27 protein-coding genes are annotated in these 23195 nt (G+C 72.6%); 12 read left to right on the plus strand and 15 right to left on the minus strand.

The features are described 5' to 3' along the window. Nucleotides 1–24: 24 nt before the first annotated feature. The 3 genes from AB0C84_RS16425 to AB0C84_RS16435 all read left to right on the plus strand — a co-directional run bounded on the left by AB0C84_RS16425 (nucleotide 25) and on the right by AB0C84_RS16435 (nucleotide 2129). Nucleotides 25–606, plus strand: a complete 582-nt coding sequence (locus AB0C84_RS16425; RefSeq protein WP_258942113.1) for an RNA polymerase sigma factor — start codon at nucleotides 25–27, stop codon at nucleotides 604–606. Continuing rightward, nucleotides 603–1628 carry an LCP family protein gene (locus AB0C84_RS16430; RefSeq protein ID WP_361066435.1) on the plus strand — a complete coding sequence of 342 codons (1026 nt, stop codon included), beginning with the start codon at nucleotides 603–605 and terminating at the stop codon, nucleotides 1626–1628. Before AB0C84_RS16425 ends, AB0C84_RS16430 begins: the two co-directional genes overlap by 4 nt. 72 nt (nucleotides 1629–1700) lie before the next feature. Continuing rightward, nucleotides 1701–2129 (plus strand): CBS domain-containing protein, encoded by a 429-nt coding sequence (locus tag AB0C84_RS16435; RefSeq protein WP_361066438.1) that lies wholly within the window; start codon nucleotides 1701–1703, stop codon nucleotides 2127–2129. Between the two features lie 58 nt (nucleotides 2130–2187). Here the strand turns inward: AB0C84_RS16435 and AB0C84_RS16440 are convergent, their stop codons facing one another. Then, on the minus strand, nucleotides 2188–3342 hold the full coding sequence (locus AB0C84_RS16440) for an aminotransferase class V-fold PLP-dependent enzyme (RefSeq protein ID WP_361066441.1): 1155 nt from the start codon (nucleotides 3340–3342) through the stop codon (nucleotides 2188–2190). A 124-nt stretch (nucleotides 3343–3466) separates the two neighbouring features. Between AB0C84_RS16440 and AB0C84_RS16445 the strand changes: the two genes are divergently transcribed. Then, nucleotides 3467–5347: an ABC transporter ATP-binding protein gene (locus AB0C84_RS16445; protein WP_361066444.1), complete on the plus strand. Its 1881-nt coding sequence runs from the start codon at nucleotides 3467–3469 to the stop codon at nucleotides 5345–5347. A 149-nt stretch (nucleotides 5348–5496) separates the two neighbouring features. Here the strand turns inward: AB0C84_RS16445 and AB0C84_RS16450 are convergent, their stop codons facing one another. The 6 genes from AB0C84_RS16450 to AB0C84_RS16475 all read right to left on the minus strand — a co-directional run bounded on the left by AB0C84_RS16450 (nucleotide 5497) and on the right by AB0C84_RS16475 (nucleotide 7618). Further along, nucleotides 5497–5931, minus strand: coding sequence for an SRPBCC domain-containing protein (locus AB0C84_RS16450; protein ID WP_361066447.1), 435 nt, complete (start codon nucleotides 5929–5931; stop codon nucleotides 5497–5499). Between the two features lie 16 nt (nucleotides 5932–5947). Beyond that, nucleotides 5948–6250, minus strand: a complete 303-nt coding sequence (locus AB0C84_RS16455) for an ABC transporter permease (RefSeq protein WP_361066450.1) — start codon at nucleotides 6248–6250, stop codon at nucleotides 5948–5950. Between the two features lie 218 nt (nucleotides 6251–6468). Continuing rightward, entirely contained in the window at nucleotides 6469–6621 is a 153-nt protein-coding gene (locus AB0C84_RS16460) for a hypothetical protein (protein WP_361066453.1), read from the minus strand. A 123-nt stretch (nucleotides 6622–6744) separates the two neighbouring features. Further along, nucleotides 6745–6954, minus strand: coding sequence for a hypothetical protein (locus tag AB0C84_RS16465; RefSeq protein ID WP_361066456.1), 210 nt, complete (start codon nucleotides 6952–6954; stop codon nucleotides 6745–6747). Then, on the minus strand, nucleotides 6951–7262 hold the full coding sequence (locus AB0C84_RS16470; protein ID WP_179846331.1) for a metalloregulator ArsR/SmtB family transcription factor: 312 nt from the start codon (nucleotides 7260–7262) through the stop codon (nucleotides 6951–6953). The genes AB0C84_RS16465 and AB0C84_RS16470 overlap by 4 nt, the downstream gene beginning before the upstream one ends. Next, nucleotides 7259–7618, minus strand: coding sequence for a VOC family protein (locus AB0C84_RS16475; RefSeq protein ID WP_339155279.1), 360 nt, complete (start codon nucleotides 7616–7618; stop codon nucleotides 7259–7261). Before AB0C84_RS16475 ends, AB0C84_RS16470 begins: the two co-directional genes overlap by 4 nt. A 103-nt stretch (nucleotides 7619–7721) precedes the next feature. Here AB0C84_RS16475 and AB0C84_RS16480 point away from each other — a divergent pair, with 103 nt between their 5' ends. Further along, nucleotides 7722–8642 (plus strand): NADP-dependent oxidoreductase, encoded by a 921-nt coding sequence (locus AB0C84_RS16480; protein WP_361066461.1) that lies wholly within the window; start codon nucleotides 7722–7724, stop codon nucleotides 8640–8642. Here AB0C84_RS16480 and AB0C84_RS16485 read toward each other — a convergent pair. Further along, nucleotides 8639–9439 carry a hypothetical protein gene (locus tag AB0C84_RS16485; protein ID WP_361066464.1) on the minus strand — a complete coding sequence of 267 codons (801 nt, stop codon included), beginning with the start codon at nucleotides 9437–9439 and terminating at the stop codon, nucleotides 8639–8641. The genes AB0C84_RS16480 and AB0C84_RS16485 overlap by 4 nt on opposite strands. A 135-nt stretch (nucleotides 9440–9574) precedes the next feature. Between AB0C84_RS16485 and AB0C84_RS16490 the strand changes: the two genes are divergently transcribed. The 4 genes from AB0C84_RS16490 (at nucleotide 9575) to AB0C84_RS16505 (ending at nucleotide 12066) form a co-directional block, all read left to right on the plus strand. Continuing rightward, on the plus strand, nucleotides 9575–9820 hold the full coding sequence (locus tag AB0C84_RS16490) for a hypothetical protein (RefSeq protein ID WP_361066467.1): 246 nt from the start codon (nucleotides 9575–9577) through the stop codon (nucleotides 9818–9820). Next, the gene (locus tag AB0C84_RS16495) at nucleotides 9817–10281 is read left to right on the plus strand and encodes an SRPBCC family protein (protein WP_361066470.1); all 465 of its coding nucleotides are present in this window, start codon (nucleotides 9817–9819) and stop codon (nucleotides 10279–10281) included. Before AB0C84_RS16490 ends, AB0C84_RS16495 begins: the two co-directional genes overlap by 4 nt. Nucleotides 10282–10405: 124 nt before the next feature. Continuing rightward, nucleotides 10406–11014 carry an RNA polymerase sigma factor gene (locus tag AB0C84_RS16500; protein ID WP_361066473.1) on the plus strand — a complete coding sequence of 203 codons (609 nt, stop codon included), beginning with the start codon at nucleotides 10406–10408 and terminating at the stop codon, nucleotides 11012–11014. Then, complete coding sequence (locus AB0C84_RS16505) at nucleotides 11011–12066, plus strand: CU044_5270 family protein (protein ID WP_361066476.1); 1056 nt, start codon at nucleotides 11011–11013, stop codon at nucleotides 12064–12066. The genes AB0C84_RS16500 and AB0C84_RS16505 overlap by 4 nt, the downstream gene beginning before the upstream one ends. Before the next feature lie 79 nt (nucleotides 12067–12145). Here AB0C84_RS16505 and AB0C84_RS16510 read toward each other — a convergent pair whose 3' ends face one another. From AB0C84_RS16510 to AB0C84_RS16520, 3 genes are all read right to left on the minus strand, one after another. After that, nucleotides 12146–12883, minus strand: a complete 738-nt coding sequence (locus tag AB0C84_RS16510) for an SDR family oxidoreductase (protein ID WP_361066479.1) — start codon at nucleotides 12881–12883, stop codon at nucleotides 12146–12148. Between the two features lie 166 nt (nucleotides 12884–13049). After that, nucleotides 13050–15737 carry an AAA family ATPase gene (locus AB0C84_RS16515; RefSeq protein ID WP_361066482.1) on the minus strand — a complete coding sequence of 896 codons (2688 nt, stop codon included), beginning with the start codon at nucleotides 15735–15737 and terminating at the stop codon, nucleotides 13050–13052. A 203-nt stretch (nucleotides 15738–15940) separates the two neighbouring features. After that, nucleotides 15941–16156, minus strand: coding sequence for a hypothetical protein (locus AB0C84_RS16520; protein WP_361066485.1), 216 nt, complete (start codon nucleotides 16154–16156; stop codon nucleotides 15941–15943). Between the two features lie 147 nt (nucleotides 16157–16303). On the opposite strand from AB0C84_RS16520, the gene AB0C84_RS16525 reads away from it, so the two are divergent. Then, complete coding sequence (locus AB0C84_RS16525; RefSeq protein WP_361066488.1) at nucleotides 16304–16762, plus strand: SRPBCC family protein; 459 nt, start codon at nucleotides 16304–16306, stop codon at nucleotides 16760–16762. Here AB0C84_RS16525 and AB0C84_RS16530 read toward each other — a convergent pair. The 4 genes from AB0C84_RS16530 to AB0C84_RS16545 all read right to left on the minus strand — a co-directional run bounded on the left by AB0C84_RS16530 (nucleotide 16759) and on the right by AB0C84_RS16545 (nucleotide 20821). Next, nucleotides 16759–17664, minus strand: coding sequence for an ROK family protein (locus AB0C84_RS16530; protein WP_361066491.1), 906 nt, complete (start codon nucleotides 17662–17664; stop codon nucleotides 16759–16761). The genes AB0C84_RS16525 and AB0C84_RS16530 overlap by 4 nt on opposite strands. Continuing rightward, the gene (locus AB0C84_RS16535) at nucleotides 17661–18476 is read right to left on the minus strand and encodes a carbohydrate ABC transporter permease (RefSeq protein WP_179846342.1); all 816 of its coding nucleotides are present in this window, start codon (nucleotides 18474–18476) and stop codon (nucleotides 17661–17663) included. Before AB0C84_RS16535 ends, AB0C84_RS16530 begins: the two co-directional genes overlap by 4 nt. Before the next feature lie 152 nt (nucleotides 18477–18628). Next, nucleotides 18629–19573 carry a sugar ABC transporter permease gene (locus AB0C84_RS16540; protein ID WP_258942131.1) on the minus strand — a complete coding sequence of 315 codons (945 nt, stop codon included), beginning with the start codon at nucleotides 19571–19573 and terminating at the stop codon, nucleotides 18629–18631. After that, nucleotides 19574–20821, minus strand: coding sequence for an extracellular solute-binding protein (locus AB0C84_RS16545; protein ID WP_179846343.1), 1248 nt, complete (start codon nucleotides 20819–20821; stop codon nucleotides 19574–19576). Between the two features lie 367 nt (nucleotides 20822–21188). Here AB0C84_RS16545 and AB0C84_RS16550 point away from each other — a divergent pair, with 367 nt between their 5' ends. Together AB0C84_RS16550 and AB0C84_RS16555 are read left to right on the plus strand one after the other, a co-directional pair. Further along, entirely contained in the window at nucleotides 21189–21992 is an 804-nt protein-coding gene (locus tag AB0C84_RS16550; RefSeq protein WP_361066496.1) for an SRPBCC family protein, read from the plus strand. An 11-nt stretch (nucleotides 21993–22003) separates the two neighbouring features. Beyond that, on the plus strand, nucleotides 22004–23182 hold the full coding sequence (locus tag AB0C84_RS16555) for an SRPBCC family protein (protein WP_361066499.1): 1179 nt from the start codon (nucleotides 22004–22006) through the stop codon (nucleotides 23180–23182). The last annotated feature ends 13 nt before the right edge of the window (nucleotides 23183–23195 follow it).

Here is a 23195-nt window from a genome sequence, read left to right on the forward strand (position 1 = left end):
GGTGCGCATGCCATGGTGGCCGCGATGACCGTTCCCCCGACGGCCCGGGAGTGCGACGCCGCTCTCATCGAGAGCTCGCTCGCCGATCCCGAGGCGTTCGCCGCGCTGTTCGACCGCTACTCGGCGATGCTCTACCGGTACGTCTCCCGCAGGCTCGGACCGGAGGCGGCGGAGGACGTCGTCGGGGAGACGTTCCTGGTCGCGTTCAGCAAGCGGAACCGCTACGACCTGGAGCAGCGGGACGCGCGGCCGTGGCTTTTCGGCATCGCGACGAAGCTGGTCGCGCGGCACCACCGGGCGGAGGCAGCGCGTTACCGGGCGCTGCGGCGCAGCCCCGTGGACGGTCCGGTGGAGGGGCCCGACGAGCGCGTCGCGGCGGGGGTGACCGCGTCGGCGACGCGTCCCGCGCTGGCGGCGGCGCTGTCCGGCCTGGCGCGCCGCGACCTGGACGTCCTGCTGCTGGTGGCCTGGGGCGACCTGTCCTACGAGGAGGCGGCGCGGGCCCTCGGCATCCCGGTCGGCACGGTCCGCTCCCGCCTCAACCGGGCGCGGCGCAAGGTGCGCGCGGCGCTCGGCGACACCGACCCGACGCGCGAGGAGGCGTGACCGTGGACGACCTGGACCTGATCCGCGACCTCGGCCGCGACCTGGAGCACGAGCCGCCGCCGTCCCTCGCCCGGCAGCGGACCCGGCTGCTGGACGAGACCCGCCGCGGCACCCGGTGGAGGGCGACGCTGCGGTGGACGGGAACGCTGCGCTGGACGCTGCTCGGCGTGGTCGCGGCGGTGACGGCCGCGGCGATCCTCGTCCCGGCGGTCCTGCTGCACGGGGGCGGCGGCGCGGGGCCCGCGGCGGGCCGCTCGACCGCGCCCGCCGCCGCCAGGGCGCTGAACGTGCTGGTCATCGGGCTGGACGCCCGCTACGGCGGGCCGCCGCGCTCGGACACGCTGATGCTCGTCCACGTCCCCGCCGACCGGAAGAGACCGCGGGTGGTGAGCATCCCGCGGGACGTGCTCGTGCGGATCCCCGCCTGCGGCCGGACCGCGGCACGGCAGGCGACGGTCAACACGGCGTTCCCGCTGGGCGGCGCCGCGTGCACGCGCAGGACGGTGGAGGCGCTGACCGGCGTCCGGATCGACCAGACCGTGGTGATCGACTTCGGCGGGTTCAAGCGGGTGGTGGACGCGCTCGGCGGGGTCGAGGTGACGCTGCCCACGGCGGTGAACGATCCCAGGTCGGGGCTGGTCCTGCCCGCGGGGCGGCACTGGCTGAACGGGACGCAGGCGCTCGCCTACGTCCGGGTCAGGCACGGCCTCGGGGACGGCTCGGACCTGGACCGCGTCAAGCGCCAGCAGCGGTTCCTCGCGTCGCTGGCGCGCCAGGCCAAGGCGGTCATGGCGAAGGACCCGGTGAGGTTCGCGCGCTTCCTCGCCGTCGCGGCCGACTCGTTCGGGAGCACACCGAAGCTGGACGCCGGGACGCTGCGCACGCTCGCGCGCGGGTTCGACGGGAGCGGCGGGGTCGCCGCGGCCACGATCCCGGTCCGTCCCGCGCCCTCGGACCCGAACCGTCTCGTGGTGGACGAGGCCGCCGCCCGGAGGGCGCTCGCGCCGTTCCGGACGCGATGAGTGATCCCCCTTCTGAGGGGTAGGGGCCGCATCGTTCCCGGCTACCACCCACGAGCAAGGAGTGTGTGAGCGATGGCCACGAAAGTCCGCGACATCATGACCGGCTCGCCGACGTCGGTGTCGCCGGAGCTCGACATCGTGACCGTGGCGCGTGCGATGCGCGACGAGCAGATCGGTGCGGTCCTGGTGGCCGAGGGCGACGACCTGAAGGGCGTCGTCACCGACCGCGACCTGGTGGTGCGCGGGCTCGCCGCGGGCGGCGACCCCGCCCAGGTCAAGATCGGCGGGATCGCCAGCAAGGTCACCGCGACGGTGCGGCCGGACGACTCCACCGAGAAGGCGGCGCAGATCATGCGCGAGCGGTCGGTGCGGCGGCTTCCCGTCCTGGAGGACGGCCGTCCGGTGGGCATCGTGTCCATCCGCGACCTGGCGAGCGGGGCAAGCGGGGAGGACGCGGCGTCGGCGCTCGCCGACATCGGCGCGGCCCGTTCCACCACCTGACCGGCCCAGCACCTGACCGGCCACCCACCCGACCGGCCACCCACCCGACCGGCCCGGCCTACAGCACCGACAGGAGCCGCTCCAGTTCCTCGTCGGTGTTGTAGTAGTGCACGGAGGCCCGCACGGCCGATGGACGGGCGTGCGGGTCGTATCCGTGAGCGAGCGGGTCGGTCACGTTGATGTTCACGTCCAGCTCCCTGGCCGCCGCCTTGACGGCGGCCGGCTCGCGTCCGTCCACGGTGAACGTGACGATGCCGGACGGCCGCGCGCCCTTGTCCAGGACGGTGACCCCGGGCCGGGCGGCCAGTTCCTCCCGGAGCCGGGCGGCGAGGCCCAGGACGCGCTCCTCGATCCGCGCCATCCCCAGGTCGGCCGCGTAGTCGGCGGCGACGCCCAGAGCGATCTGACCGGCGACGTGCCGTTCCCACGTCTCGAACCGCTGCGCGTCCTCGCGCATCTCGAACCCGTCCGGCGCCTTCCAGTCGGCGGCCTGGAGGTCGAGGAAGGGCGGGACGAGCGTCCGCAGGATCTCGCGCCGGACGTAGAGGAAGCCCGTGCCGCGCGGGCCGCGCAGGAACTTGCGCCCCGTCGCCGACAGGATGTCGCAGCCGATCTCTTCCACGTCCACCGAGAGATGCCCCACCGACTGGCACGCGTCCAGGAGGTACAGGACGCCGTGCGCGCGGCACAGCCGCCCGACCTCGGCGGCCGGGTTGATGAGCCCGTTGTGCGTGGGAATGTGGTTCAGCGACACCAGCCGCACGTCGCCCTTGGCCAGTTCGGCCTCCAGCGCGTCCAGTGAGAGGGTGCCGTCGGGCTCGTCCGGGACGACTTCCACGCGCGCGCCCTTGGCCGCCGCCACCTGCTGGTAGGCGATCGCGTTGCTGGAGTACTCGCTCGTCGTCGTCAGGATGCGGTCGCCGTCCGCGAAGGGGATCGCGTAGAACGCCATGTCCCACGCCCGGGTGGCGTTCTCCACGAAGGCGATCTCGTCGGGACGGGCCCCGAGGAGCCCGGCGACGGCGTCGTAGAAGCGCGCGATGAGCGCCTCGTTGCGTTCGGCCGCCTCGTACGCGCCGATCAGTGTCTCCATCTCGAAGTGCCCGGTGACGGCGTCGATGACGGGACGCGGCGGCAGCGCGGCCCCGGCGTTGTTGAGATGGGCCACCTTCGCGCAGCCAGGGGTGTCGGACCGGAGTTCGTCGATGTCCACAGGCGCCCTTCCCTCGCGGAAATGTCGTACCCCCGCGAGACCCTGGGGTCCCGCGGCGGCTTGACCTCAACCGTTCTTGAGGTCGCATGCTTGCTGTTCCAGGCTAACGATCACAGGGGTGTCCATGGACATGGAAGTCACGGCGTGGATGTCTTTGCACCACGCCATGAACGCGCGGGACAGCAGGCCGTTCTCCCGGGCGACGCTGCGGCGCATCGGCCGCTTCGCCCGCCCCCACCGGGGCATTCTCACGGCGTTCCTCCTGCTCAGCGTGGTGATGGCGGTCATCGCCGTCGCGACGCCCGTCCTCGCCGGATGGGTCGTCAACGCGATCGTCGACCATGACGCCACGTCCACGGTCGTGTGGCTGGCCATTGTGATCGCGGCGCTGGCGCTGGCGGAGGGCTCCCTCGGGCTGGTCAACCGGTGGTTCTCGGCGCGCATCGGCGAGGGGCTGATCCTCGACCTGCGCACCTCCGTGTTCGACCACGTCCAGCGCATGCCGGTCGCGTTCTTCACCCGGACCCGCACCGGAGCCCTGGTCAGCCGGCTCAACAACGACGTGATCGGCGCCCAGCGCGCGTTCAGCGACACCCTCTCCGGAGTGGTCAGCAACCTCGTGACGGTGCTGCTCACCTTCGCCGTGATGGTGCGCATCTCCTGGCAGATCACCCTGCTCGCGCTGGTCCTGCTGCCCGTCTTCGTCCTTCCGGCCCGCCGGATGGGCAGCCGCCTGGCGAAGCTCGAACGCGAGGCCGCGGCGCACGACGCCGCGATGAGCACGCAGATGACCGAGCGGTTCTCCGCGCCCGGCGCGACGCTGGTGAAGCTGTTCGGGCGCCCGGCCCGCGAGTCGGCCGAGTTCGCCGCCCGGGCCCGCCGCGTCCGCGACATCGGCGTCCGCACCGCGATGGTGCAGACCGTCTTCATCACGGCGCTCACCACGGTCTCGGCGCTCGCCCTCGCGCTCGTCTACGGCGTCGGCGGGTTCCTGTCGCTGCGCGGCCACCTCGACGCCGGCGCCGTCGTCGCCCTCGCCCTGCTGCTCACCCGCCTCTACGCGCCGCTGACCGCCCTGGCCAGCGCCCGCGTCGAGGTGATGAGCGCGCTCGTCAGCTTCGAGCGGGTCTTCGAGGTGCTCGACCTCGAGCCGCTCGTCGCCGAGAAGCCCGAGCCCGGTGACGTGCCCGAGGGCCCGGTGGCGGTCGAGTTCGACAACGTGACCTTCGCCTACCCGTCCGCCGACAAGGTCTCCCTCGCCTCCCTCGAAGAGGTCGCCACTCTCGACACCCGCGGCGGCGTCGACGTCCTGCACGACGTCTCGTTCCGCGCCGAGCCCGGCCAGATGGTCGCCCTGGTCGGCTCGTCCGGCGCGGGCAAGTCGACCATCGCGCAGCTGCTGCCGCGCCTCTACGACGTCGACTCCGGCGCCGTCCGGCTCGGCGGCGTCGACGTCCGCGACCTGTCGTTCCAGGCCATCCGCGACACGCTCGGCATGGTGACGCAGGACGGGCACCTGTTCCACGAGTCGATCCGCGAGAACCTCCTGCTGGCCCGCCCCGAGGCGCCTGAGGAGGAGCTCTGGGACGTCCTGCGCCGCGCCCGGCTCGACACCCTCATCGAGGGCCTGCCCGACGGCCTCGACACCATCGTCGGCGAGCGGGGCTACCGCCTGTCCGGCGGCGAGCGCCAGCGCCTCACCATCGCCCGCCTCCTGCTCGCCCGCCAGCGCGTCGTGATCCTGGACGAGGCCACCGCGCACCTCGACTCCACGTCCGAGGCCGCCGTCCAGGAGGCTCTGACCGAGGCCCTCGACGGCCGCACCGCCGTGGTCATCGCGCACCGCCTCTCCACCGTCCGCGCCGCCGACCTGATCCTCGTCGTGGAGAGCGGCCGCATCATCGAACGCGGCACCCACGAGGAGCTTCTCGCAGCGGACGGCCGCTACGCCGACCTCTACCGCACCCAGTTCGCCGACGACCCACCCCTGGAGCCCGTCGCCTGACCGACCCACCCAAGCCCCCGCGCCCCCGCCCCAAACCCAAGCGGGGGCGCCCGCATGTCCCTGCCGCGCTCGCGAACCCCACGTGACCGGGCCCGAACGCCGTCACCCCTTCGCGCCTGGCTCCTGCCATCTCGGCGGGCCGCGGTGGGTCAGGGGAGGGCGGTGAGGAGGTCGTGGAGGGAGCGGTGGACGTTGGTGCGCCAGCCGCTGCCCATGCCGCGGAAGGCGTGGGCGTTGACGGGGTCGTCCAGGTCGAAGCCCGCGTGCTCCACGAAGAGGCGGGTGCCGTGCCCCTCGGGGACGAGCCGCCACGTCACCGTCGTGTCGAGGCCGCCGCCGCGCCAGCTGATGCGCAGCAGGCTCACCTCCTCGACGTCGAGGACGCGGCACGCGATCGTCCCGTCGAAGCCGATCGCCGGGATCGGCGTGGCGGTGAACGTGAAGCGGTGCCCGACGACGGCCTCGAAGTCGTTCGGCATCAGCCACCGGGCCAGCAGGTCCGGCTCGGTGAGCGCCCGCCACACCTTCGCGGGCGGATGCGGCAGGAACTCGTCCACCTCGATCGAGGCCCGCTCACCGCTCATGTTCCCCTCCTCCACGTCACACCCTGCGGAAACGGGCGACGGCGACGGCGCCCGACACCAGGACGATGGCGGCGGTCCATGCCAGCGCCCGCCAGACGTAGTGCCCGGCGCCGTGCCCGAGGCCCGCCGCGCCGCCCTGGGTGAGCGCCCGCACCGCGTCCATCATGACGGTGACCGGCTGGTGCTCGGCGAAGCCCCGCAGCCATCCGGGCATCGTCCCCACCGGGACGTAGGCGCCGGAGACGAAGCTCAGCGGCAGTGCGAGGAACCCCACGCCCTGCGCCGCCTGCGGGTTCGCGGTCAGCAGCCCCAGCGCCACGAACAGCGACCACCCACGCCGCCGCCGCGAACCCCGCCCCACCGTCCACCGAAGTCACCGCCATGCCCCCTCACAACGCCACCGCCCGCTCCCGCGCCCCTGTGGGGTGACGGCCTCCGGCATGGGTGGGCAGGCCGTACTTGAGCCCGTTCTCTGTATTGGCCGTGCCCGCCGGGTGGCGGCCCTGGAGGGGGGCTTGCACAGTGCGGCCGTGGTGGTCATGTGGGGGCCTTGTCCGGGGTGGTGGTGAGGGTTAGGAAGACCTCGTCGAGGGTGGGGCGGCGCAGGGTGATGTCCTCGATGGGGACGTGGTGGTCGGTCAGGGCCCGGACGGCTTTCAGGAGGTCGTCGGGGCCGTTGCGGGCGGGCATCGTCACCAGGAGGGACGACTGGTCGGTGTGGACGGGGGCGAGCGGCTCCAGGGCGGGCGGCGGGCGCCAGCGCGGCGCGGTCGCGGACGTGGACCTCGACCAGGTCGCCGCCGATCCGCGACTTCAGCTCCCGGGGGTGCCCTCGGCCGCCACCCGGCCCCGGTCGATGATCACGACGCGGTCGGCGAGGCGGTCGGCCACCTCGTCCAGGGACAGCCGCGCGAGCACCGCGGCGGCGCTCGCGCGGGCGGTCCGGCGGTTCTGGCCGAACAGGCGCGCGACCATCTCCAGGTTCTCCCGCCCGGTCATCGCCGCCTCGACGACGGGGGTCACAGGTCCTCCTCGTCCAGCAGGTCGCGCAGGGTGGACAGCTTCTCCCGCCAGAACCGCTCGTACGGGGTGAGCCACTGCGAGAGCTCCCGCAGGGGCGCGGGCTCCAGCCGGTAGAGGCGCTGCCGGCCGCTGCGCCGCTCGCTGACCAGCCCGGCGTCGCGCAACACCTTGAGGTGCTCCGACACGCTCGGGCGGCTCATCGCGAAGTGCGCCGCGAGGTCGTTGACCGGGCGCGGCCCGTCCAGCAGGAGGGCGGTGAGCTCCCGCCGGACGGGGCTGGCCAGGGCCGCGAAGACGTCGACCGTCACCGCGCGGCCAGCACGATGCCGTTGCCGTCGGGGTCGGTCAGCGTCGCCTGCCTTCCCCACGGGAGGTCCTGCGGGCCCTCGACCTCCACTCCCGCGCCGCGCAGGTGCTCGCAGTCGGCGTCGAGGTCGGACGTCTCCAGCATCAGCCCGTGCACGCTGCCGGGCGCGGCGCCGGGCACGTGGTCCGCCAGGACGACGTTCGTCTCCGCGCCCTTCGGCGCCAGCTGGAGCCAGCGCACCGGCCCCGTAGAACGGTCCATCACCACTTCGAAGCCGAGCTTGCCCGCGTAGAACTCCTTCGCCGCGTCCTGGTCGGAGACCGGCACGGTCAGCAGCCGCACATGCGTGATGTTCATGCGCCCGAAGATATGTAGGGGATCTCCTACCTGTCAAACGTAGGCGGGCTCCTACACATCGGCCGCCATGTTTGCCGGGCCGGTCGGGTGGCAGGTTGAGGGCATGCGTGCCGTCACCTACGACTCTTATGCCGACGACAACTCCCGCCTGAAGGCCGGGGATGTCCCGGACCCGAAGGTCGGTCCCGGGCAGGTCCTGATCGAGGTCCGCGCGGCGGGGGTCAACCCCGTGGACTGGAAGGTCATGGCCGGCGGCCTGGACGGGATGATGGACGCGGTGTTCCCCGTCATCCCCGGCTGGGACGTCGCCGGCGTCGTGCGGGGGAGGGGGCCCGACACCCCGGAGTTCGCGGACGGCGACGAGGTCATGTCCTACGCCCGCAAGGACGTCGTCGGCGCCGGGACGTTCGCGCAGTACGTCGCGGTCGCGGCGGACGACGTGGCGCGCAGGCCCGCGTCGCTCGACTGGAACCAGGCGGGCGGGCTGCCGCTCGTCGGGATGACCGCGCAGCGCTCCCTCGACCGCCTGGAGATCGGGCCGGGCGACGTCCTGCTCGTCCACGCGGCGTCCGGCGGGGTGGGGAGCCTGGCGGTCCAGATCGCGCGGGACCGCGGCGCCCGCGTCATCGGCACGGCGTCCGAGAACAACCACGCCTTCCTGCGCGGCCTCGGCGCCGAGCCCGTCGCCTACGGGGACGGGCTGGTCGAGCGCGTCCGGAACCTGGCGCCGGACGGGGTGACCGCCGTCGCCGACTTCGTGGGCGGCCAGCTCGACGCGACCCTCGCCGTCCTGGCCGAGGGCGGGCGGCACGTGTCGGTGGCCGACAACACGGTCGAGGAGCACGGCGGGCAGTGGATCTGGGTGCGTCCGAGCGGCGCGAAGCTGGCGGAGCTCGCGGCCATGGCCGACCGCGGCGCGCTCACGGTGGAGGTCGCCGGGACGTTCCCGCTGGAGAAGGTCGGCGAGGCGTTCGACGCCAGCCGCGGCGGGCACACGCGCGGCAAGCTCGTCATCACGCCCTAGATCGACTTGCGTGCGAGACCGGCTCGCTCGGCCCTGTCCCGGCGCTCCGGGCCAGCCTGAAGCCGGTCCCTGTCGTGCGCGAGCCAGGTCGCCGGCTGCATGCACATCAGCTCACCCGTGCCCGGGACGAGGATCACCCCGCCGAAGGGGTCGTCCCCGGCGAACCACACTCCGTGCTCGATCCCCCGGGGCCACCGGTCGGAGAACAGCGGCTCCCGGGCCGACATGCGCGGAGCGCCGTCGCCCACGGTCAGAAGACGCACTCCCCGGCCGTGGAGGTTGGACTTCTGCACGGGGGAGCGGAACCCGAACTCGTAGACCTTCAGCACTCGGTCGCATTTGCGCAGGTAGAAGATCTGGGGGAGCCAGAACCTCGTCCCCAGCGGCAACGCGACCAGGCCCGCTCCGACGAACGGGTAGAGGAAGCCGATGTCGGCGACGAGCGGCACGGCCACCATGGCCGCGCCGACCGCCACCAGCAGCAGGTAGCGCCTGACCAGGACCTTGTAGTGGTACCTCACCGGACCTCGACGGTCGGTGCCGTCGGTGGCGTAGGGGACGGCGCCGCCGAACGGCCTGTGGAGCAGCATTTGCAGCGCCAGGAGCACCACGGTGCCGAGCCCGAGCATGCCGGGGATCGCGACCCAGAAGAAGGTGTCGCTGACGACCGTCAGGACGAGCCCGTAGGAGACCGCGAAGCCCGCCGCGAGCCAGGCCGCCCGCCGCGCGCGGTCCCGCCGGTCGTGCGACCGCGGTTCCTCGCCGGTGCCGCCGGGCCCGGCCGGGGACCTCCCCATGGCGCTCCCCTTTCGTCTGCTACGCCCGAAGATCAGGTGGTCGTCCAAGGTAGAGGTGGAACGCCCGGTATGGCCACCCCGTGCCACCGTCCGGCTCCACTGGGCGACCAGCGTGCGGACTGGTAACTTGGTACCATGGTAAAAGTTGAGCGGGTGCAGACCGGTGTGCGGATCGAGCGGAACGTCCTCAAGGTCCTCAAGGCTCTGGCCGAGTACCTCGACCTGTCCCTGGGCGACCTCGTGGAAGGCATCGCCCTGCACGCCTTCGAGGGCAAGACCCCCTTCTCGGCGGAGACGCTCGCCAAGATCGAGCAGCTCAAGGACGTCTACGGCCTGACGCTGACCGCGGCGGACGCGCACGCCCTGGACGAGACGCGATGACCGGCGCCCGGCACCGCCTCACCGGCCGCCTGACGGTCGCGCTGCCTCCCGGCGAGGCGTTCCACCTGTTCACCGCGCAGGGCGAGCGGCGATGGGCGCCGCGTTGGGAGCCGTCCTTCCCCGCGCCCGCCGCAGACGACGCCGAGCCCGGGACGGTCTTCCAGACCCCCGACCACGACCACGGCCGGACCACCACCTGGATCGTCGTGGACGCGACCCCCGGGCGGCGCATCCGCTACGCGCGCGTCACCCCGGGCGTCAGCGCGGGAACGGTCTCCGTCGTCCTGGACGAGGCCGGCGCCCACAGCAAGGTGACCGTCAGTTACGAACTCACCGCGCTCTCCAGCGACGGAGCCGTTCACCTCCGCCGTTTCGCCGACGGATACTCCGCATTCCTGGACGCCTGGCAGGACGCCATAGCCGAGGCCCTGCGCGAAGACTCCCAAGGCCCGGTCGCCTGACCGGCGACCGGCGCTCGGGGCGTGCACTCGTCCCGCTTCGCAGGCAGAGGGAACCCGTTCGCGGCGACCGGTCGAGTACCGGGTGAAAGCCCACCGAAAGGACCCCTGTGAACGGACGAGTCACATGATGGCCGTACCTTCCGGGACGGAGTCAGACGTCCCGCCCGGCAAGGTGACGGACGCCGCGGTCCTGCGGGAGTCGCTCCGGCAACCCGAGCGCTTCGCGGACCTCTTCGACCGGCACGGCGACGAGATCCACCGCTACGTCGCCCGCCGTCTCGGCCCCGACATGGCCGAGGACGTCGTCGCGGAGACGTTCCTGACCGCCTTCCGCAAACGCGCACGGTACGACCTCGGCCGGGCGGACGCGCGCCCGTGGCTCTACGGGATCGCCACGCACGCCCTGCGCGAGCACCGCCGGGCGGAGGCCCGCCGCAACCGGGCCCTGGCCCGCGCGGCGCCGGACCGGCCGGAGGAGTCCTTCGACGAGCGCAGCGCCGCCCGGGTGGCCGCCGGCCGGCTCCGGCCGGAACTCGCCGCCGCGCTCGCCCGGCTCTCGGCCGCCGACCGCGACCTGCTCCTGCTCATCGCCTGGGCGGAACTGAGCTACGACGAGGCGGCCCAGGCCCTCGGCGTCCCCATCGGCACGATCAAGTCCCGCCTGCACCGGATCCGCAAGAAGCTCCATCGCGCGTTCGGCGGCACCGATCCCCTCCAGGAGAACGCGACATGACCACCGACGAGATCACCCTGTTCCGCGAGGGCCGGCCGGACGTCCCCGAGTACGACCGCATGGCCAAGGCCCGCCTGCGTGCCCGCCTCGGCGCTGAGGCGCCCGCCTCGCGGGCCGGGCGGCGGCTGCCCCGCAGGGGCTTCCTCGCGGCCGGCGCCCTGGCCGGGGCGGCGGCCGTCGCCGTCGCCGCCGTCGTCGCGGGCGGCGGTCAAGGCCGACACGAGCCCGGCTCCCTCGCCCTGCGTCCGGTAGGCGGCCCCCAGGATCTGGCCCACAACGCCGCCTTGGTCGCGGCGACGAAACCCGTCCCGAAGATCGGCCCGACGCAGTGGGCCTACCTGAAGACGGTCTACGCCGAGACCCGGGAAGGCGGCGGACGGCCCCTGTTCGGCACCCCGGAGAAGACCCGGACCCAGGAGCTGTGGCGCCGGACGGACGGCAGGCGGTTCGCCGTGATCGAGGACGGGAGGCTGCGCGTGGCCGAGGGCTCGAAGTACACCCCCACCTACCCCGAGCTGCTCTCCCTGCCGACCGATCCCCGCGCGCTGCTCGCGAGGATCTACAAGACGGTCGACGCGGAGTACGCCCGGAGCCTGGCCGCGTGGGGCAAGCCGATCCCGGAGGGGTTGCCGAAGCGGACCCGCGAGAAGTACGCCCTGATGAAGAAGGCGAAGCCGAAGCCGCCGACGGCCGAAGAGCGCGACTCCATGGCCTTCGAACTCGTCAGCCGCTCCATGCGCGACGCCGTACTCCCCTCGAAGATCGAGGCGGCGCTGTACGGCGCCGCCGCCCGGATCCCCGGCGTGCGCTACGAGCCCGCGGCCGCCGATCTAGGGCGTCGCCGCGGGGTCACGCTCTACCGCGTCGAGAGCGGCTACCTGCGCAGCGAGATCCTCATCGACCCGAAGACCTATGCCTACCTGGGCTTTCGCGCGATCGCCGTGAAGGACCACCGGGAGCCCGGCCTGCTGCCGTTGAAGCGGGGCCAGATCACGGGCTGGGGCGCACTGACGGCGTCGTCCTTCGTGCCGAAGCCGGGCGGTCGCGGCTGACCGGGGGCGAGCCCGGGATGACGCCCCGCCCGGCCGGAGCCGCCGGAGCGGGCGGGGCGTCGTCGCCGTTCGTGTCCGGTCAGTCGACCAGCGCACCGGCCGTGATGTTGACCTGGGTGGACGTCAGGCTGGCGGCGTGGTCGGAGGCCAGGAACGCGGCGACGCGGCCGACGTCGGTGAGCGTCGCGGCGCGCTTGAGCAGGGTGGCGTCGACCATCTGCTGCTTCACCGGGTCCGGCAGGGCGTCGCCGGGGATGCCGCCGGTGCGCATCGACAGGACGCGGACCGAGTGCGGCCCGAGCTCGCACGCCCACTGGCGGCGCATCGCCTCCACCATGTCGCAGCCGATCTGCACCGTCCCGATGCCGGGCATCCTGTTGGTGCTGTCGGACCCGCCGAAGTGCAGGATGACGCCCGAGCCCTGCTTGACCATGTGCCGCGCGGCGGCCCGGGTGGTCACGAGGAACGAGCGCGCGATCTTGTCCATGGCGCGGCCGAAGTCCGCGGCCGGCATCTCGATCATGGGCCGGAACAGCGCGTCCTGGGAGATGAGGTTGACCGACACGTCGATGCTGCCGGCCGTCTCCACGACCGAGTCGACCCAGCCGTTCACGGCGTCCTCGTCCAGGGCGTCCACGCGGGCCGTCTCGGCGAGGCCGCCCGCGGCCCGGACCTCCTCGGCGACGGCGTCGAGCGTGGCGGGGGTGCGGCCGGCGAGGAAGACCCGCGCGCCCTCGGCCGCGAAGCCGCGCGCCATGGCGCCGCCGATGGTGCCGCCACCGCCGTAGATAACCGCGGTCTTGTTCTCGAGAAGCATCGTGGTTCTCCGTTCCGTTCGAGGTGGCCACGACGCTACGAGCGCGGCGGGACGACCCGCATCGGTCATCGAACGGATGTTCAACGGCGCAGGTGGGCAGGGGTGGACGGGCCCGGAAGGTGAGGTGCGGGCGAGGTGGGCCCGGGGGTGCGGCGGCGGGGCTAAGTCATGTGTCCGATACCAGCCGGGCCAGCTCCACGCGGCGGGTGACGCCGATCTTCGGGTACGCCTTGTAGAGGTGGTGGCCGACGGTGCGGGGGCTGAGGTAGAGCTGCGCGCCGATCTCCCGGTTGCTGAGCCCGGCGGCGGCGAGCCGCACGACCTGGAGCTCCTGCGGGGTCAGCCTCCTCAGCGGGTCGGCGTCCCCGGAGCGGGCGGCGGGCCGGTCCCCGAGGACCTCCAACTCGGCGCGGGCACGCTCGGCCCAGCAGTCGGCGCCGAGCCGGGCGAACGTCTCCCGCGCGGCGGTCAGCTCCTCCCGGGCCTCGGTGCGGCGGCGCCGGCGGCGCAGCCGTTCCCCGTACAGCAGGCGGGTCCGCGCGGCGTCGTACGCGCGGTCGCCGTGCAGGCTGAGGGCGGTGCGGTAGTGCTCGTCCGCCTCGTCGCCGGTGGCGAGGAGGGCGCGGCAGCGGGAGACCAGGGCGGTGCTCGACGTGGCCGCCGCCCACGTCTCGAACGCGGGAAGGTAGGTGCGGGCCAGCTCCGGGCGCCCGGCGCGCACCGCCGCCTCCGCGTGGTCCGGGACGGCGCGGATCAGCACGTCGTGCCGCGCCGGGCCGGAGCACACCGCGTCCAGCCGGTCCAGGGCGGCGCCGGCGTTCCCCTCGGCGAGGTCGAGCAGGCCGAGGCCCCACGACGCGAGCGCGGTGTTGGTCGGGTGCAGGTCGGCGTGTTCGAGGACGCCCGGCGCCAGGGTCCGGCTCCGCGCGGCGTCCGACTCCAGCCGCACCGTGATGCACCGCAGCGCGGTCACCTGCGTGTCCATGCCGATGTCGGCGGCCAGCGACATGCCCTCGGCCGCCGCGGCGTCCGCGCCGCGCAGGTCGCCGAGCAGCACCCGCCCGATCGCGAGGGCCTCCAGGATGTAGGGGAGCCAGCCGAGCGCGCCCCGGGCCCTGGCCTGCGCGGCCATGTCCTCCAGCAGCCCGGTCGCGCCCCGGTCGTCGGCCACGAGCAGGCCCATGAAGCCGCCGATGATCAGTTCGACGCTCTCCTCGACGTCGCCGCTCCGCGCGGCCTCGAACAGGGCCCGCATCCGGGGGACGGCCGCCGCCGCGCCGTCCCCCAGCCGCCCGTAGGCGATCAGCGCGGCGGTCACCGACGCCTTCGGCGAACCTCCGGGCAGCCGGATCCGCCCGAGCAGCTCGACGCCCCGCCGCACCAGGTCGTGGGCGCCGGCGTCGCGGGCGGACCAGACGGCCTCCGTCAGCATGGACACCGCCTGCTCGGGATCGCTCCCGGCGATGAGCGCCGCTGCCCGCAGCGCCAGCTCGGCGTCGGCCGCGGGCGAGACGCGCTCGTAGGCGACCTGGGCGCGGATGAAGGTGGCCTCGGCGACGACGCCGTCCCGCGCGGTGAGGTGCTCGGCCTCCTCGGCGAGACGGGTGGCCTGGTCGGGCCGGCCGGCGTCGTAGGAGGCCCGCGCCGCGTGGACGAGCCGCCGGGCCTTGCCCTCCGGTTCGGTGCTGAGCCGCGCGGCGCGCTCGTAGGCGGTGGCGACGGCGGCCGTCCCGCCGCGCAGCTCGGCGCGGTGCGCGACCCGCTCCAGCTCGGCGGCGACGCCCTCGTCGGGGCCGGTCGCGGCCGCCGCCAGGTGCCAGGCGCGCCGGTCGGCGTGCTCGTCGCCGCGCAGGACGCCCGCCAGGGCGCCGTGGACGTCGATCCGCCGGTGGTGGGCCGCGTCCTGGTAGGTGACGGCGCGGATGAGCGGGTGGCGGAACCGCACCTCCTCGCCGTCCAGGACCACGAGCCCGGCCTCCTCGGCGGGCCCGAGGTCGGCGGGCGTCAGGCCGAGCGCGTCCCCGGCGCGCAGCACGATGCCGAGGTCGGCGGTGCCGTCGGCGGCGACGACCAGGAGCAGCCGGCGGGTGGCGTCCGGCAGCTCGGCGAGCCGGCGCCGGAACGTCTCCTGCACCCTGCCGCCGACCGGCAGCGGACCGGCGGGACGGGCGGGCCGCGACCGCAGGGCGTCGCCCAGCTCGATGAGCGCGAGCGGGTTGCCGGCCGCCTCGTCCAGCAGGCGCTCCCGCACCGGCACGGTCAGGCCCGGCGTCCGCGCCGCCACCAGGTCCTCGGCGGCGGCGCGGTCCAGGCCGGTCAGCCGCAGCACCTCCAGGCCGCGGTCGGGGAAGGGGCGGGCGCCGTCCCGCGCCGTGAAGATCATGGAGACGGGGTCGGCGCCGAGCCTGCGGGCGGCGAACAGCAGCGCGTCCAGCGACGCGGTGTCCAGCCATTGCGCGTCGTCCACCAGGCACACCAGCGGGCGGTCGGCGGCCAGCTCCGACAGCAGCGTGAGCGTGGCCGCGCCGATCAGGAAGCGGTCGCCCGCGGGGCCGGAGCCGAGGCCGAACGCCGACCGCAGCGCCGCCGCCTGCTGCCCGGGCAGCGCGTCGAGGCGGTCGCCGTACGGGTGGAGCATGAGGTGCAGCCCGCCGAACGCCAGCTCGGTCTCGGACTCGACGCCGGTCCCGCGGATGATCCGCATGTCCCCGGCGCCCGCCGCGATCTGTTCGACCAGGGCCGTCTTGCCGATCCCCGCCTCGCCCCGGACCACCACGGTCCTGCTCCGCCCGGCGCGAGCGTCCACGAGCAGCCCGGCCAGGTGGTCGAGCTCGCGGTCTCGCCCTAGGAACACGCCGAGAACACTACAAGCCGGACCGCCCGCCCACCGGCCGGCCGATCGTTCTGGGTGGGGCGGGCGAACGCCTCGTGCTGGGACGCCCATGCCAGGCGGCTTGCACCCAGACGAGTTACGCGGGGCGATCTCACGAATCGGCGCCCCGGCGACGGCTGTGATGCCGTCGCCGGGGCGCCTACGTTCAGGTCGCCTGGCGCTGATTACTGCTTGCCCTGGTCCTTCAGGGTCTGTGCCAGGTTCTCCGGGGTGTTGTGGAGGGACGTCTGCGCGACCTTGCCGTTGTCGTCGACGATGTTGACGACGCCCGTGCCACCGTTCGTCGGCGACTCATCGACCGCCATGTTGATGGCGAGGGTGGCGTTGGCCTCGGGCGACAGGTCCTTCTGGTAGTGGTAGTTCTTGTCCTGGTGGGACATATCTCGGTTTCCTTTTCATTGCTCCACGGGTGGCCTCCGTGCGACCACCCCTGCGGGTGATCGTTCTTGGGGGAGACCGGCGCTGTCAAGGCGCGCCCTCGGGATCGGGGCGGGAGCGTTGTCGGAGGTGCGCCGTAGGGTGGGGCCATGTACTCGACGCGGGTGTCGCGGCACGTGAAGGCCCGTCCCTCGGACGTCTACCGGGCGCTCGTCGACGCGGACGCGATCATGAAGTGGCGGGTCCCCGACGGCATGACCAGTGAGGTGCACGAGTTCGACGGCCGCGAGGGCGGCGCGTTCCGGATCTCGCTCACCTACGACGCGCCGACCGCCGCCGGCAAGTCGTCGGCGCACACCGACACCTACCACGGGCGGTTCGTGGAGCTCGTGCCCGGCGAGCGCGTGGTCGAGGTGTTCGAGTTCGAGACCGGCGATCCCGCTCTGCAGGGCGAGATGACGATGACCACGACGCTCACCGAGGTCGACGGCGGCACCGAAGTGCTCATCGTGCACGAGGGCATGCCCGACACCGTGCCCGCCGCCGACAACGAGACCGGCACGCGAATGGCCCTGGACAACCTCGCCAGGCTCGTCGAGACGGCCTAGCCGCCGTTCAGGGCACGTTGGGCGAGGATCGTCGCGCCCTTGACGGCGGCCTGGTCGTCCAGGCGCGTGCGCAGCACGCGGGGCGGGGTGCGGAACGTCAGGCGGGCGGCCAGGCGTGATTCGAGGGGGGCCAGCAGCGCGTCCCCGGCGCGGGCGAGGCCGCCGCCCATGACCACGAGGCCCGGGTCCAGCAGCAGCGTCGCCGCGGCGAGGCCGTCGGCCAGGCAGTCGAGCGCCTCCGACCAGACCCGCCCCGCCCTCTCCTCGCCCCTCCCGGCCCGCGCGATCACCTCTTCGGCGGGGACGCCCCCGCCGTGCCGGCGGGAGACGGCGGAGGCGGAGGCGTAGGTCTCCAGGCACCCCCGGTTCCCGCAGGCGCAGGGCTCGCCGCCGGGACGGACGACGACATGGCCGATCTCGCCGCTCCAGCCGACCGTCCCCGGGTAGGGGGCGCCGTTCAGGACGAGGGCGGCGGCGATGCCGGTCCCGATGGCCATGAAGACGAAGTCGCCCGCGTCGCGGCCCGCCCCCAGCACGGCTTCGGCCAGGCCGCCGGTGCGGACGTCGTGGCCGATGGCGACGGGGACGCCGAGGCGCTCGCGGGCCAGGCGCAGGAACGGCACGTCCCGCCACCCGAGGTTGGCGGAGTGGACGGCCGTGCCCGCCGCCTCGTCCACGATGCCGGGCAGGGCGATGCCGGCGGCGCGGGCGGGGGAGCCGAGGGACGCGGCGCGGGCGGCGAGGTGGGCGGCGAAGTCGAGGACGCCGCCCACCGGGTCGGCCCGGTCGGTGGGCCGCGACTCGCTCGCCAGGACGCCCGCGTCCCCGCCTGCCGGCGCACCCTCGCCGACCAGGGCGGCCTTCATCGTCGTGCCGCCCACGTCCAGGCCGATCAGGGTCACTTGACCGAACCCGCCGTCAGGCCGCCGATGAGGTAGCGCTCGATGAAGACGAACAGGACGACCACCGGAATGATCGCGATCAGCGAGGTGGCGAACAGGTACTGCCAGTGCGCCTGGTACTGGGTCACGAAGGACGGGATGCCGACGGTGAGCGGGCGGCGGTCCGGGGACGCGGTGACCGTCAGCGCCACGATGTACTCGTTCCAGGCCGCGATGAACGTGTAGACGATCGCGGTCACGACGCCCGGCATGGAGATGGGCAGCGTGACGCGGGTGAGGGCGCCGATGCGGCCCGCGCCGTCCAGGAAGGCGGCCTCTTCCAGTTCCTTCGGGATGCTGGAGAAGTAGCCGTGCAGGATCCAGATGCAGAACGGCAGGTTGAACGCCGCGTTCACCAGGATGAGCGACAGCAGCGTGTCGGTGAGGTCGAGCGCGACCATCTCCCGGTAGATGCCGATCACCAGCGCGGTCGGCGCGAACATCTGCGTGACCAGGACGAGCAGCAGGAACGCCCCGCGCCCCCGGAAGCGGTTGCGGGCCGTGTAGTACGCGGCGGGCATCGCGCAGGCGAGGGTGACGAGGGTGGCGGCGGCCGCGACGGTGAGGGAGACCCGCATGTAGGTCCAGACGGGCGCGGCCGACCAGACGTCCACGAAGTTCGACCACGTCCAGTGCGTGGGCAGGTAGGTGCCCGGCGACTTCGTCAGCTCGCGTTCGGGCTTGAGCGCGGTGACGAACATCTGCAGGTAGGGCAGCAGGAACGCCAGGGCGACCAGCCAGCCGACGCCCGTGAGGACGATCCGGCGCGTCATCGGACCCTTCCCTCCTGGGGGGCGGCCCCCGGGCCCCCGGGACGGGAGGTCCGATGATCCTCGCTTCGCTGCGGTCATCGGACCCTTCCCTCCTGGGGGGCGACCCCCGGGCCCCCGGGACGGGAGGTCCGATGATCCTCGCTTCGCTGCGGTCATCGGACCTCCTCCCGCCAGCGGGCGGCGCGCAGGTACAGCAGCACCATCACGAGGATCAGGGCGAAGTTCACGACCGCCATCGCGCCGGACTCGCCGACGTTCTGGTCGTAGAAGGCGAGTTTGTACATGAACGTGGTGGTGGTGTCGGTCTTGCTGCCGGGGCCGCCGCCCGTCATCGCCCAGATGATCGGGAACGAGTTGAACACGTTGATCACGTTGATGATGGACGCGATGAGGATCGCGGGGCGCAGCAGCGGCAGCGTGATGGCGAGATAGGTGCGCAGGTGCCCGGCGCCGTCGACGCGGGCCGCCTCGTACACGTCGGCGGGGATCGTCTGGAGCCCGGCGAGGATGACGAACGAGGTGAACGGCAGCGACACGAACACCGCCACCCACATCATCCACAGCATCGCCTGCCCCGGATGCGCCAGCCAGTTCACCGGCTCGTCGATCACGTGCAGGTCGAGCAGCACGCGGTTGACCAGGCCGGAGTAGTTGTCCAGCATCCACTTCCAGATGAGCGCCGTCATCAGCACCGACGCCGCCCACGGGACGATGACGGCCCAGCGCACGACGCGGCGGCCGGGGAAGCGGGCGTTCAGCAGCTGGCCGAGGGCGAGCGAGAGCACCATCGTGATGACGACGACGCCGGCCACCCACAGCAGCGTCCGCAGCACGACCGGGACGAGGTCGTCCTCGCCGAACAGGTCGGTGTAGTTGCCGCCGCCCCGGTAGCCGAGCGTGACGCCGGACGAGCTGATCTTCTGCAGCGAGGTGCGGACCATCTCGATGACGGGCCACAGCACCACGATCGCGATGAGCGCGAGGGACGGGGCGAGCCACGGCAGCGGCGCCAGGGCCCGTCCGGTCCGCCGGAGGAGGGAGGGGCGGGGGGCCGTCGAGGCGGCGGCCCCCCGCTCCCCGGCCTTGAGATCCTGCACTCAGCCGGCCTTCTCGGCCGTCTCCTGGATCTTGTCCAGGACCTTCTTCGGGTCTTCGTTCGCGGCGGCGGTGCCGAGGTCCTGCTTGACCGCGCCCGCGACCGCCGACCACGCCGGGTTGGACGTCGGCGCGAACTTCGACGTCGGCAGCGCGTCCACGAACTGCTTCATGTACGGGTCGGCGCTGAGCGCGTCACCGGCCGACTTCGTCACCGGTAGGAAGCCCTCGGTCTTGAGGAACTTCGAGGTGTTCTCCTTCTGGTAGAAGAAGTCGAGGAACTTCTTGACGGCCTCCTTGTTCTTGCCGCCGTCCTTCTTGAACGCGGCGAGGACGTCCATCACGCCGAGCGTGTTGTGCTCGGTGCCGCCCTTGCTCGGCAGCGGCGCGACGCCGAAGTCCAGGTCCTTGTTCACCGGGTCGATGAATCCGGCCTTGGTGAACGGCCCGCCGATCGCCATGCCGATCTTGCCCTGCGCGAACTGGTTGAACACCGTCTTGCGGTCGGTGGTCTCCGGGTTCGGCTGGGTCAGCCCGGACTTGTTGAGGTCCTTGAGGAAGGCGAGGGTGTCGACGTTGGCCTTCTGGTTGATCGCCCACTTGCCGGACGCGTCGACCCAGCCGCCGCCGTTGTTCATCGCCCAGGAGTAGAACTCGGCCTGCGACTCCTCGGGGCCGAGCGGCAGCCCGTACCCGGTCGCGCCCGCCTTCTTGATCTTCTCCGCGTCGGCCCTGACCTCGTCCCAGGTGGCGGGCGGGTCGCTGATGCCGGCCTTCTTGAACAGGGCCTTGTTGTAGAAGAGCAGGCGGGCGCTGGAGATGAACGGCAGGCCGTACTGCGCGCCGTTGTACTGCGCCTGCTGGACGAAGGTCGGCGTGAAGTCGCCGAGCGTGCCCGGCGACAGCACCTCGTCGGCCTTGTAGATGAGGCCGTCGCGGGCGAAGTCGGAGAACGCGTTGTAGTTGAGGACGTCCGGAACCTGCTTGGTCTGGACGTAGGTCTTCACCTTGGCGTCCATCTGGGTCCAGTCGACCATCTCCAGGTTGACCTTGTAGCCCGAGTTCTTCGCCTCGAAGTCCTTGATCAGGGCGTCCCAGTAGGGCTTGGTGTTGTCGTCGTAGATCGCGGCGACGAACTTGATGGTCTTGCCGTCGGAGTCGCCTCCCGACGAGCTGCCCTTGCCGCAGCCGCTGACGCCGAGTGCCACGGTCAGGCCCGCGGCGACGACGCCCATGAGGTGCCGTTTCATCTGTCCCCGCCTTCTCCGGCTTTCGCGCATGAAAGATTCTGCGCGGTGTGAACGCCCCCCGAGCACAAACGCGCGTGGTGGGGAAGAAGATAAACACTGGTCCGTACCAGTTCAAGGGGCCCGTAAAGCACGAATCTCAACCGTTATGCGAGGTTTCGGAGCGACCGATCTGGTCCGGTGCCCACGCTGGGCTGGTCTGGTCGCCCGACAGCAGCGTCCGTGCGTTCGCTCCGGGCTCCGCCGGGGGTGCCGTCCTGATGCGGCCAGCCGACTGAGATGTCCGTCATCTTGCCTGCGTCCTGTTTTGCCCCAGCTTGACCGGGTAACCCGGCGCCGTACCCGAGTTGGACGATGAGGTGGACAGGACATGAAACTCCGGACGGGCCCGATCGCGGGCGCGGCCGCCGGCGCCGGCGGGGCGCTGGCCGCGCTCTCGGCGCGGCGCCTGGCACGCCGTGCCTTGGCCGGGCTCGTCACCCGGCTCGAACGGCGGCTCGACCGTGCGGTCCGGAGCCTCACCGCGAAAGCGGAGCAGGCCGGCCCGCTGGGCAAGGCCGCCCTGGCCGGGGTGAAGGCGCTGCAGGAGGGCAAGTCCCCCTTCCGCGCGCTGCTGAGCTTCGGCTGGACGGCCCTGAAGGAGACCCTCGCCGGCATCTTCGGGCGGGGGCGAAAGGGGAAGCTGACCAACATCGTCGAGCAGATCGACGTGGGTGCGCCGCGCCGGCTGGTCTACGACCAGTGGACGCGGTTCCAGGACTACCCGACCTTCATGAAGAAGGTCGTCAGCGTCGACCAGGCCGACGAGGCCAGGCTGAACTGGAAGGCCAAGATCTTCTGGTCGGCGCGGACGTGGGAGTCGACGATCAAGGAGCAGGTCCCCGACGAGCACATCGTGTGGCGCTCGAAGGGCCCCAAGGGCTACGCCCACGGGTCGGTCAGCTTCCACGAGGTGACGCCCGACCTGACCCGCGTCCTGCTCGTCCTGGAGTACCACCCCGTCGGCCTGTTCGAGCGGACGGGCAACCTCTGGCGCGCCCAGGGCCGCCGGACCCGGCTGGAACTGAAGCATTTCCGCCGCCACGTGATGACGCAGGCGCTCCTCCACCCGGACGAGGTGGAGGGCTGGCGCGGCGAGATCCGCGACGGCGAGACCGTCACCAACCCCAAGTGAGGAAGCGGAACATGGCACGCGCAAACCCGATGGGCAAGCTGCCCGTCGGACAGATCGCCAAGAGGCTGCCGATCGGCGGGCGCAAGCGCTCGTCCGGTCTGAGCGCCATCACCAAGGCCCTCCCGGGCGGCAGGGCCATCGGCACCGCCGGCGGCGTCCTGCTCGGCGCGGGCGCGGCCGTCGCGGCGAGCCGGGCCATCGCCGGCAACCGCGGCGCGCAGGGCTCCGACCAGGACGACCAGGAGCAGCCGAAGGCCTCCGGCGCCAAGGACGAGACCGAGAAGGACGCCAAGGCCGGCGCCAAGGACGAGGCCAAGGCCGACGCCAAGAAGGACGACGCCAAGGACGCCAAGGACGCCAAGGACGACGCCAAGGACGAGCAGTCCGACGGCAAGGGCAAGGGCATCTTCGGCAAGCTCAAGAACATCCTGCCCGGCGGCGGCAAGGGCAAGGGCGGCAAGGGCGGCGGGAAGAAGGTGAAGGTCACCAACATCATCGAGCACACCGACATCGGTGCGCCCGCCCGCCTCGTCTACGACCAGTGGACGCAGTTCCAGGACTACCCGTCCTTCATGAAGAAGGTCATCAGCGTCGACCAGGCCGACGACACCAAGCTGAACTGGAAGGCCAAGATCTTCTGGTCGGCGCGGACGTGGGAGTCGACGATCGTCGAGCAGGTCCCCGACGAGCACATCGTGTGGCGCTCGAAGGGCCCGAAGGGCCACGTGGACGGGACGGTCAGCTTCCACGAGCTGTCGCCGAACCTGACCCGCGTCCTGGTCGTCCTGGAGTACCACCCGCAGGGCTTCATGGAGCGGACCGGCAACATCTGGCGCGCCCAGGGCCGCCGCGCCCGGCTCGAACTGAAGCACTTCCGCCGGTACGTGATGACGAACTCGCTCACCCGCGCGGACGAGATCGAGGGCTGGCGCGGCGAGATCCGCGACAGCGAGGTCGTCCGGACGCACGAGGAGGCCATGGAGGAAGAGGAGAAGTCCGGCAAGGGCGGCTCCGCGACCTCCAAGGACAAGGGCTCGGAGAGCGCCAAGGAGTCCAAGGACGCGAAGGACTCCAAGGACTCGGAGGCCAGGTCCTCCCGGAACGGCCGGGGCACCCGGAGCTCCTCCTCCGGCACCTCCCGCAACGCCAAGTCCGAGGACCGCGAGGAGGAGTACGAGGAGGCCCGCTGACCGGCGGCCGGCC

The organism is Actinomadura sp. NPDC048955 (assembly GCF_040649435.1).
GTDB classification, from domain to species: domain Bacteria; phylum Actinomycetota; class Actinomycetes; order Streptosporangiales; family Streptosporangiaceae; genus Spirillospora; species Spirillospora luteofluorescens.

Bases quoted from the DNA above. Each gene is read 5' to 3' on its own strand.
- AB0C84_RS16425 (WP_258942113.1), top strand. From the start codon at position 25: ATGACCGTTCCCCCGACGGCCCGGGAGTGCGACGCCGCTCTCATCGAG.
- AB0C84_RS16435 (WP_361066438.1), top strand. From the start codon at position 1,701: ATGGCCACGAAAGTCCGCGACATCATGACCGGCTCGCCGACGTCGGTG.
- AB0C84_RS16445 (WP_361066444.1), top strand. From the start codon at position 3,467: ATGGACATGGAAGTCACGGCGTGGATGTCTTTGCACCACGCCATGAAC.
- AB0C84_RS16450 (WP_361066447.1), bottom strand. From the start codon at position 5,931: ATGAGCGGTGAGCGGGCCTCGATCGAGGTGGACGAGTTCCTGCCGCAT.
- AB0C84_RS16460 (WP_361066453.1), bottom strand. From the start codon at position 6,621: ATGCCCGCCCGCAACGGCCCCGACGACCTCCTGAAAGCCGTCCGGGCC.
- AB0C84_RS16475 (WP_339155279.1), bottom strand. From the start codon at position 7,618: ATGAACATCACGCATGTGCGGCTGCTGACCGTGCCGGTCTCCGACCAG.
- AB0C84_RS16480 (WP_361066461.1), top strand. From the start codon at position 7,722: ATGCGTGCCGTCACCTACGACTCTTATGCCGACGACAACTCCCGCCTG.
- AB0C84_RS16485 (WP_361066464.1), bottom strand. From the start codon at position 9,439: ATGGGGAGGTCCCCGGCCGGGCCCGGCGGCACCGGCGAGGAACCGCGG.
- AB0C84_RS16490 (WP_361066467.1), top strand. From the start codon at position 9,575: ATGGTAAAAGTTGAGCGGGTGCAGACCGGTGTGCGGATCGAGCGGAAC.
- AB0C84_RS16495 (WP_361066470.1), top strand. From the start codon at position 9,817: ATGACCGGCGCCCGGCACCGCCTCACCGGCCGCCTGACGGTCGCGCTG.
- AB0C84_RS16500 (WP_361066473.1), top strand. From the start codon at position 10,406: ATGATGGCCGTACCTTCCGGGACGGAGTCAGACGTCCCGCCCGGCAAG.
- AB0C84_RS16505 (WP_361066476.1), top strand. From the start codon at position 11,011: ATGACCACCGACGAGATCACCCTGTTCCGCGAGGGCCGGCCGGACGTC.
- AB0C84_RS16510 (WP_361066479.1), bottom strand. From the start codon at position 12,883: ATGCTTCTCGAGAACAAGACCGCGGTTATCTACGGCGGTGGCGGCACC.
- AB0C84_RS16520 (WP_361066485.1), bottom strand. From the start codon at position 16,156: ATGTCCCACCAGGACAAGAACTACCACTACCAGAAGGACCTGTCGCCC.
- AB0C84_RS16525 (WP_361066488.1), top strand. From the start codon at position 16,304: ATGTACTCGACGCGGGTGTCGCGGCACGTGAAGGCCCGTCCCTCGGAC.
- AB0C84_RS16535 (WP_179846342.1), bottom strand. From the start codon at position 18,476: ATGACGCGCCGGATCGTCCTCACGGGCGTCGGCTGGCTGGTCGCCCTG.
- AB0C84_RS16545 (WP_179846343.1), bottom strand. From the start codon at position 20,821: ATGAAACGGCACCTCATGGGCGTCGTCGCCGCGGGCCTGACCGTGGCA.
- AB0C84_RS16550 (WP_361066496.1), top strand. From the start codon at position 21,189: ATGAAACTCCGGACGGGCCCGATCGCGGGCGCGGCCGCCGGCGCCGGC.
- AB0C84_RS16555 (WP_361066499.1), top strand. From the start codon at position 22,004: ATGGCACGCGCAAACCCGATGGGCAAGCTGCCCGTCGGACAGATCGCC.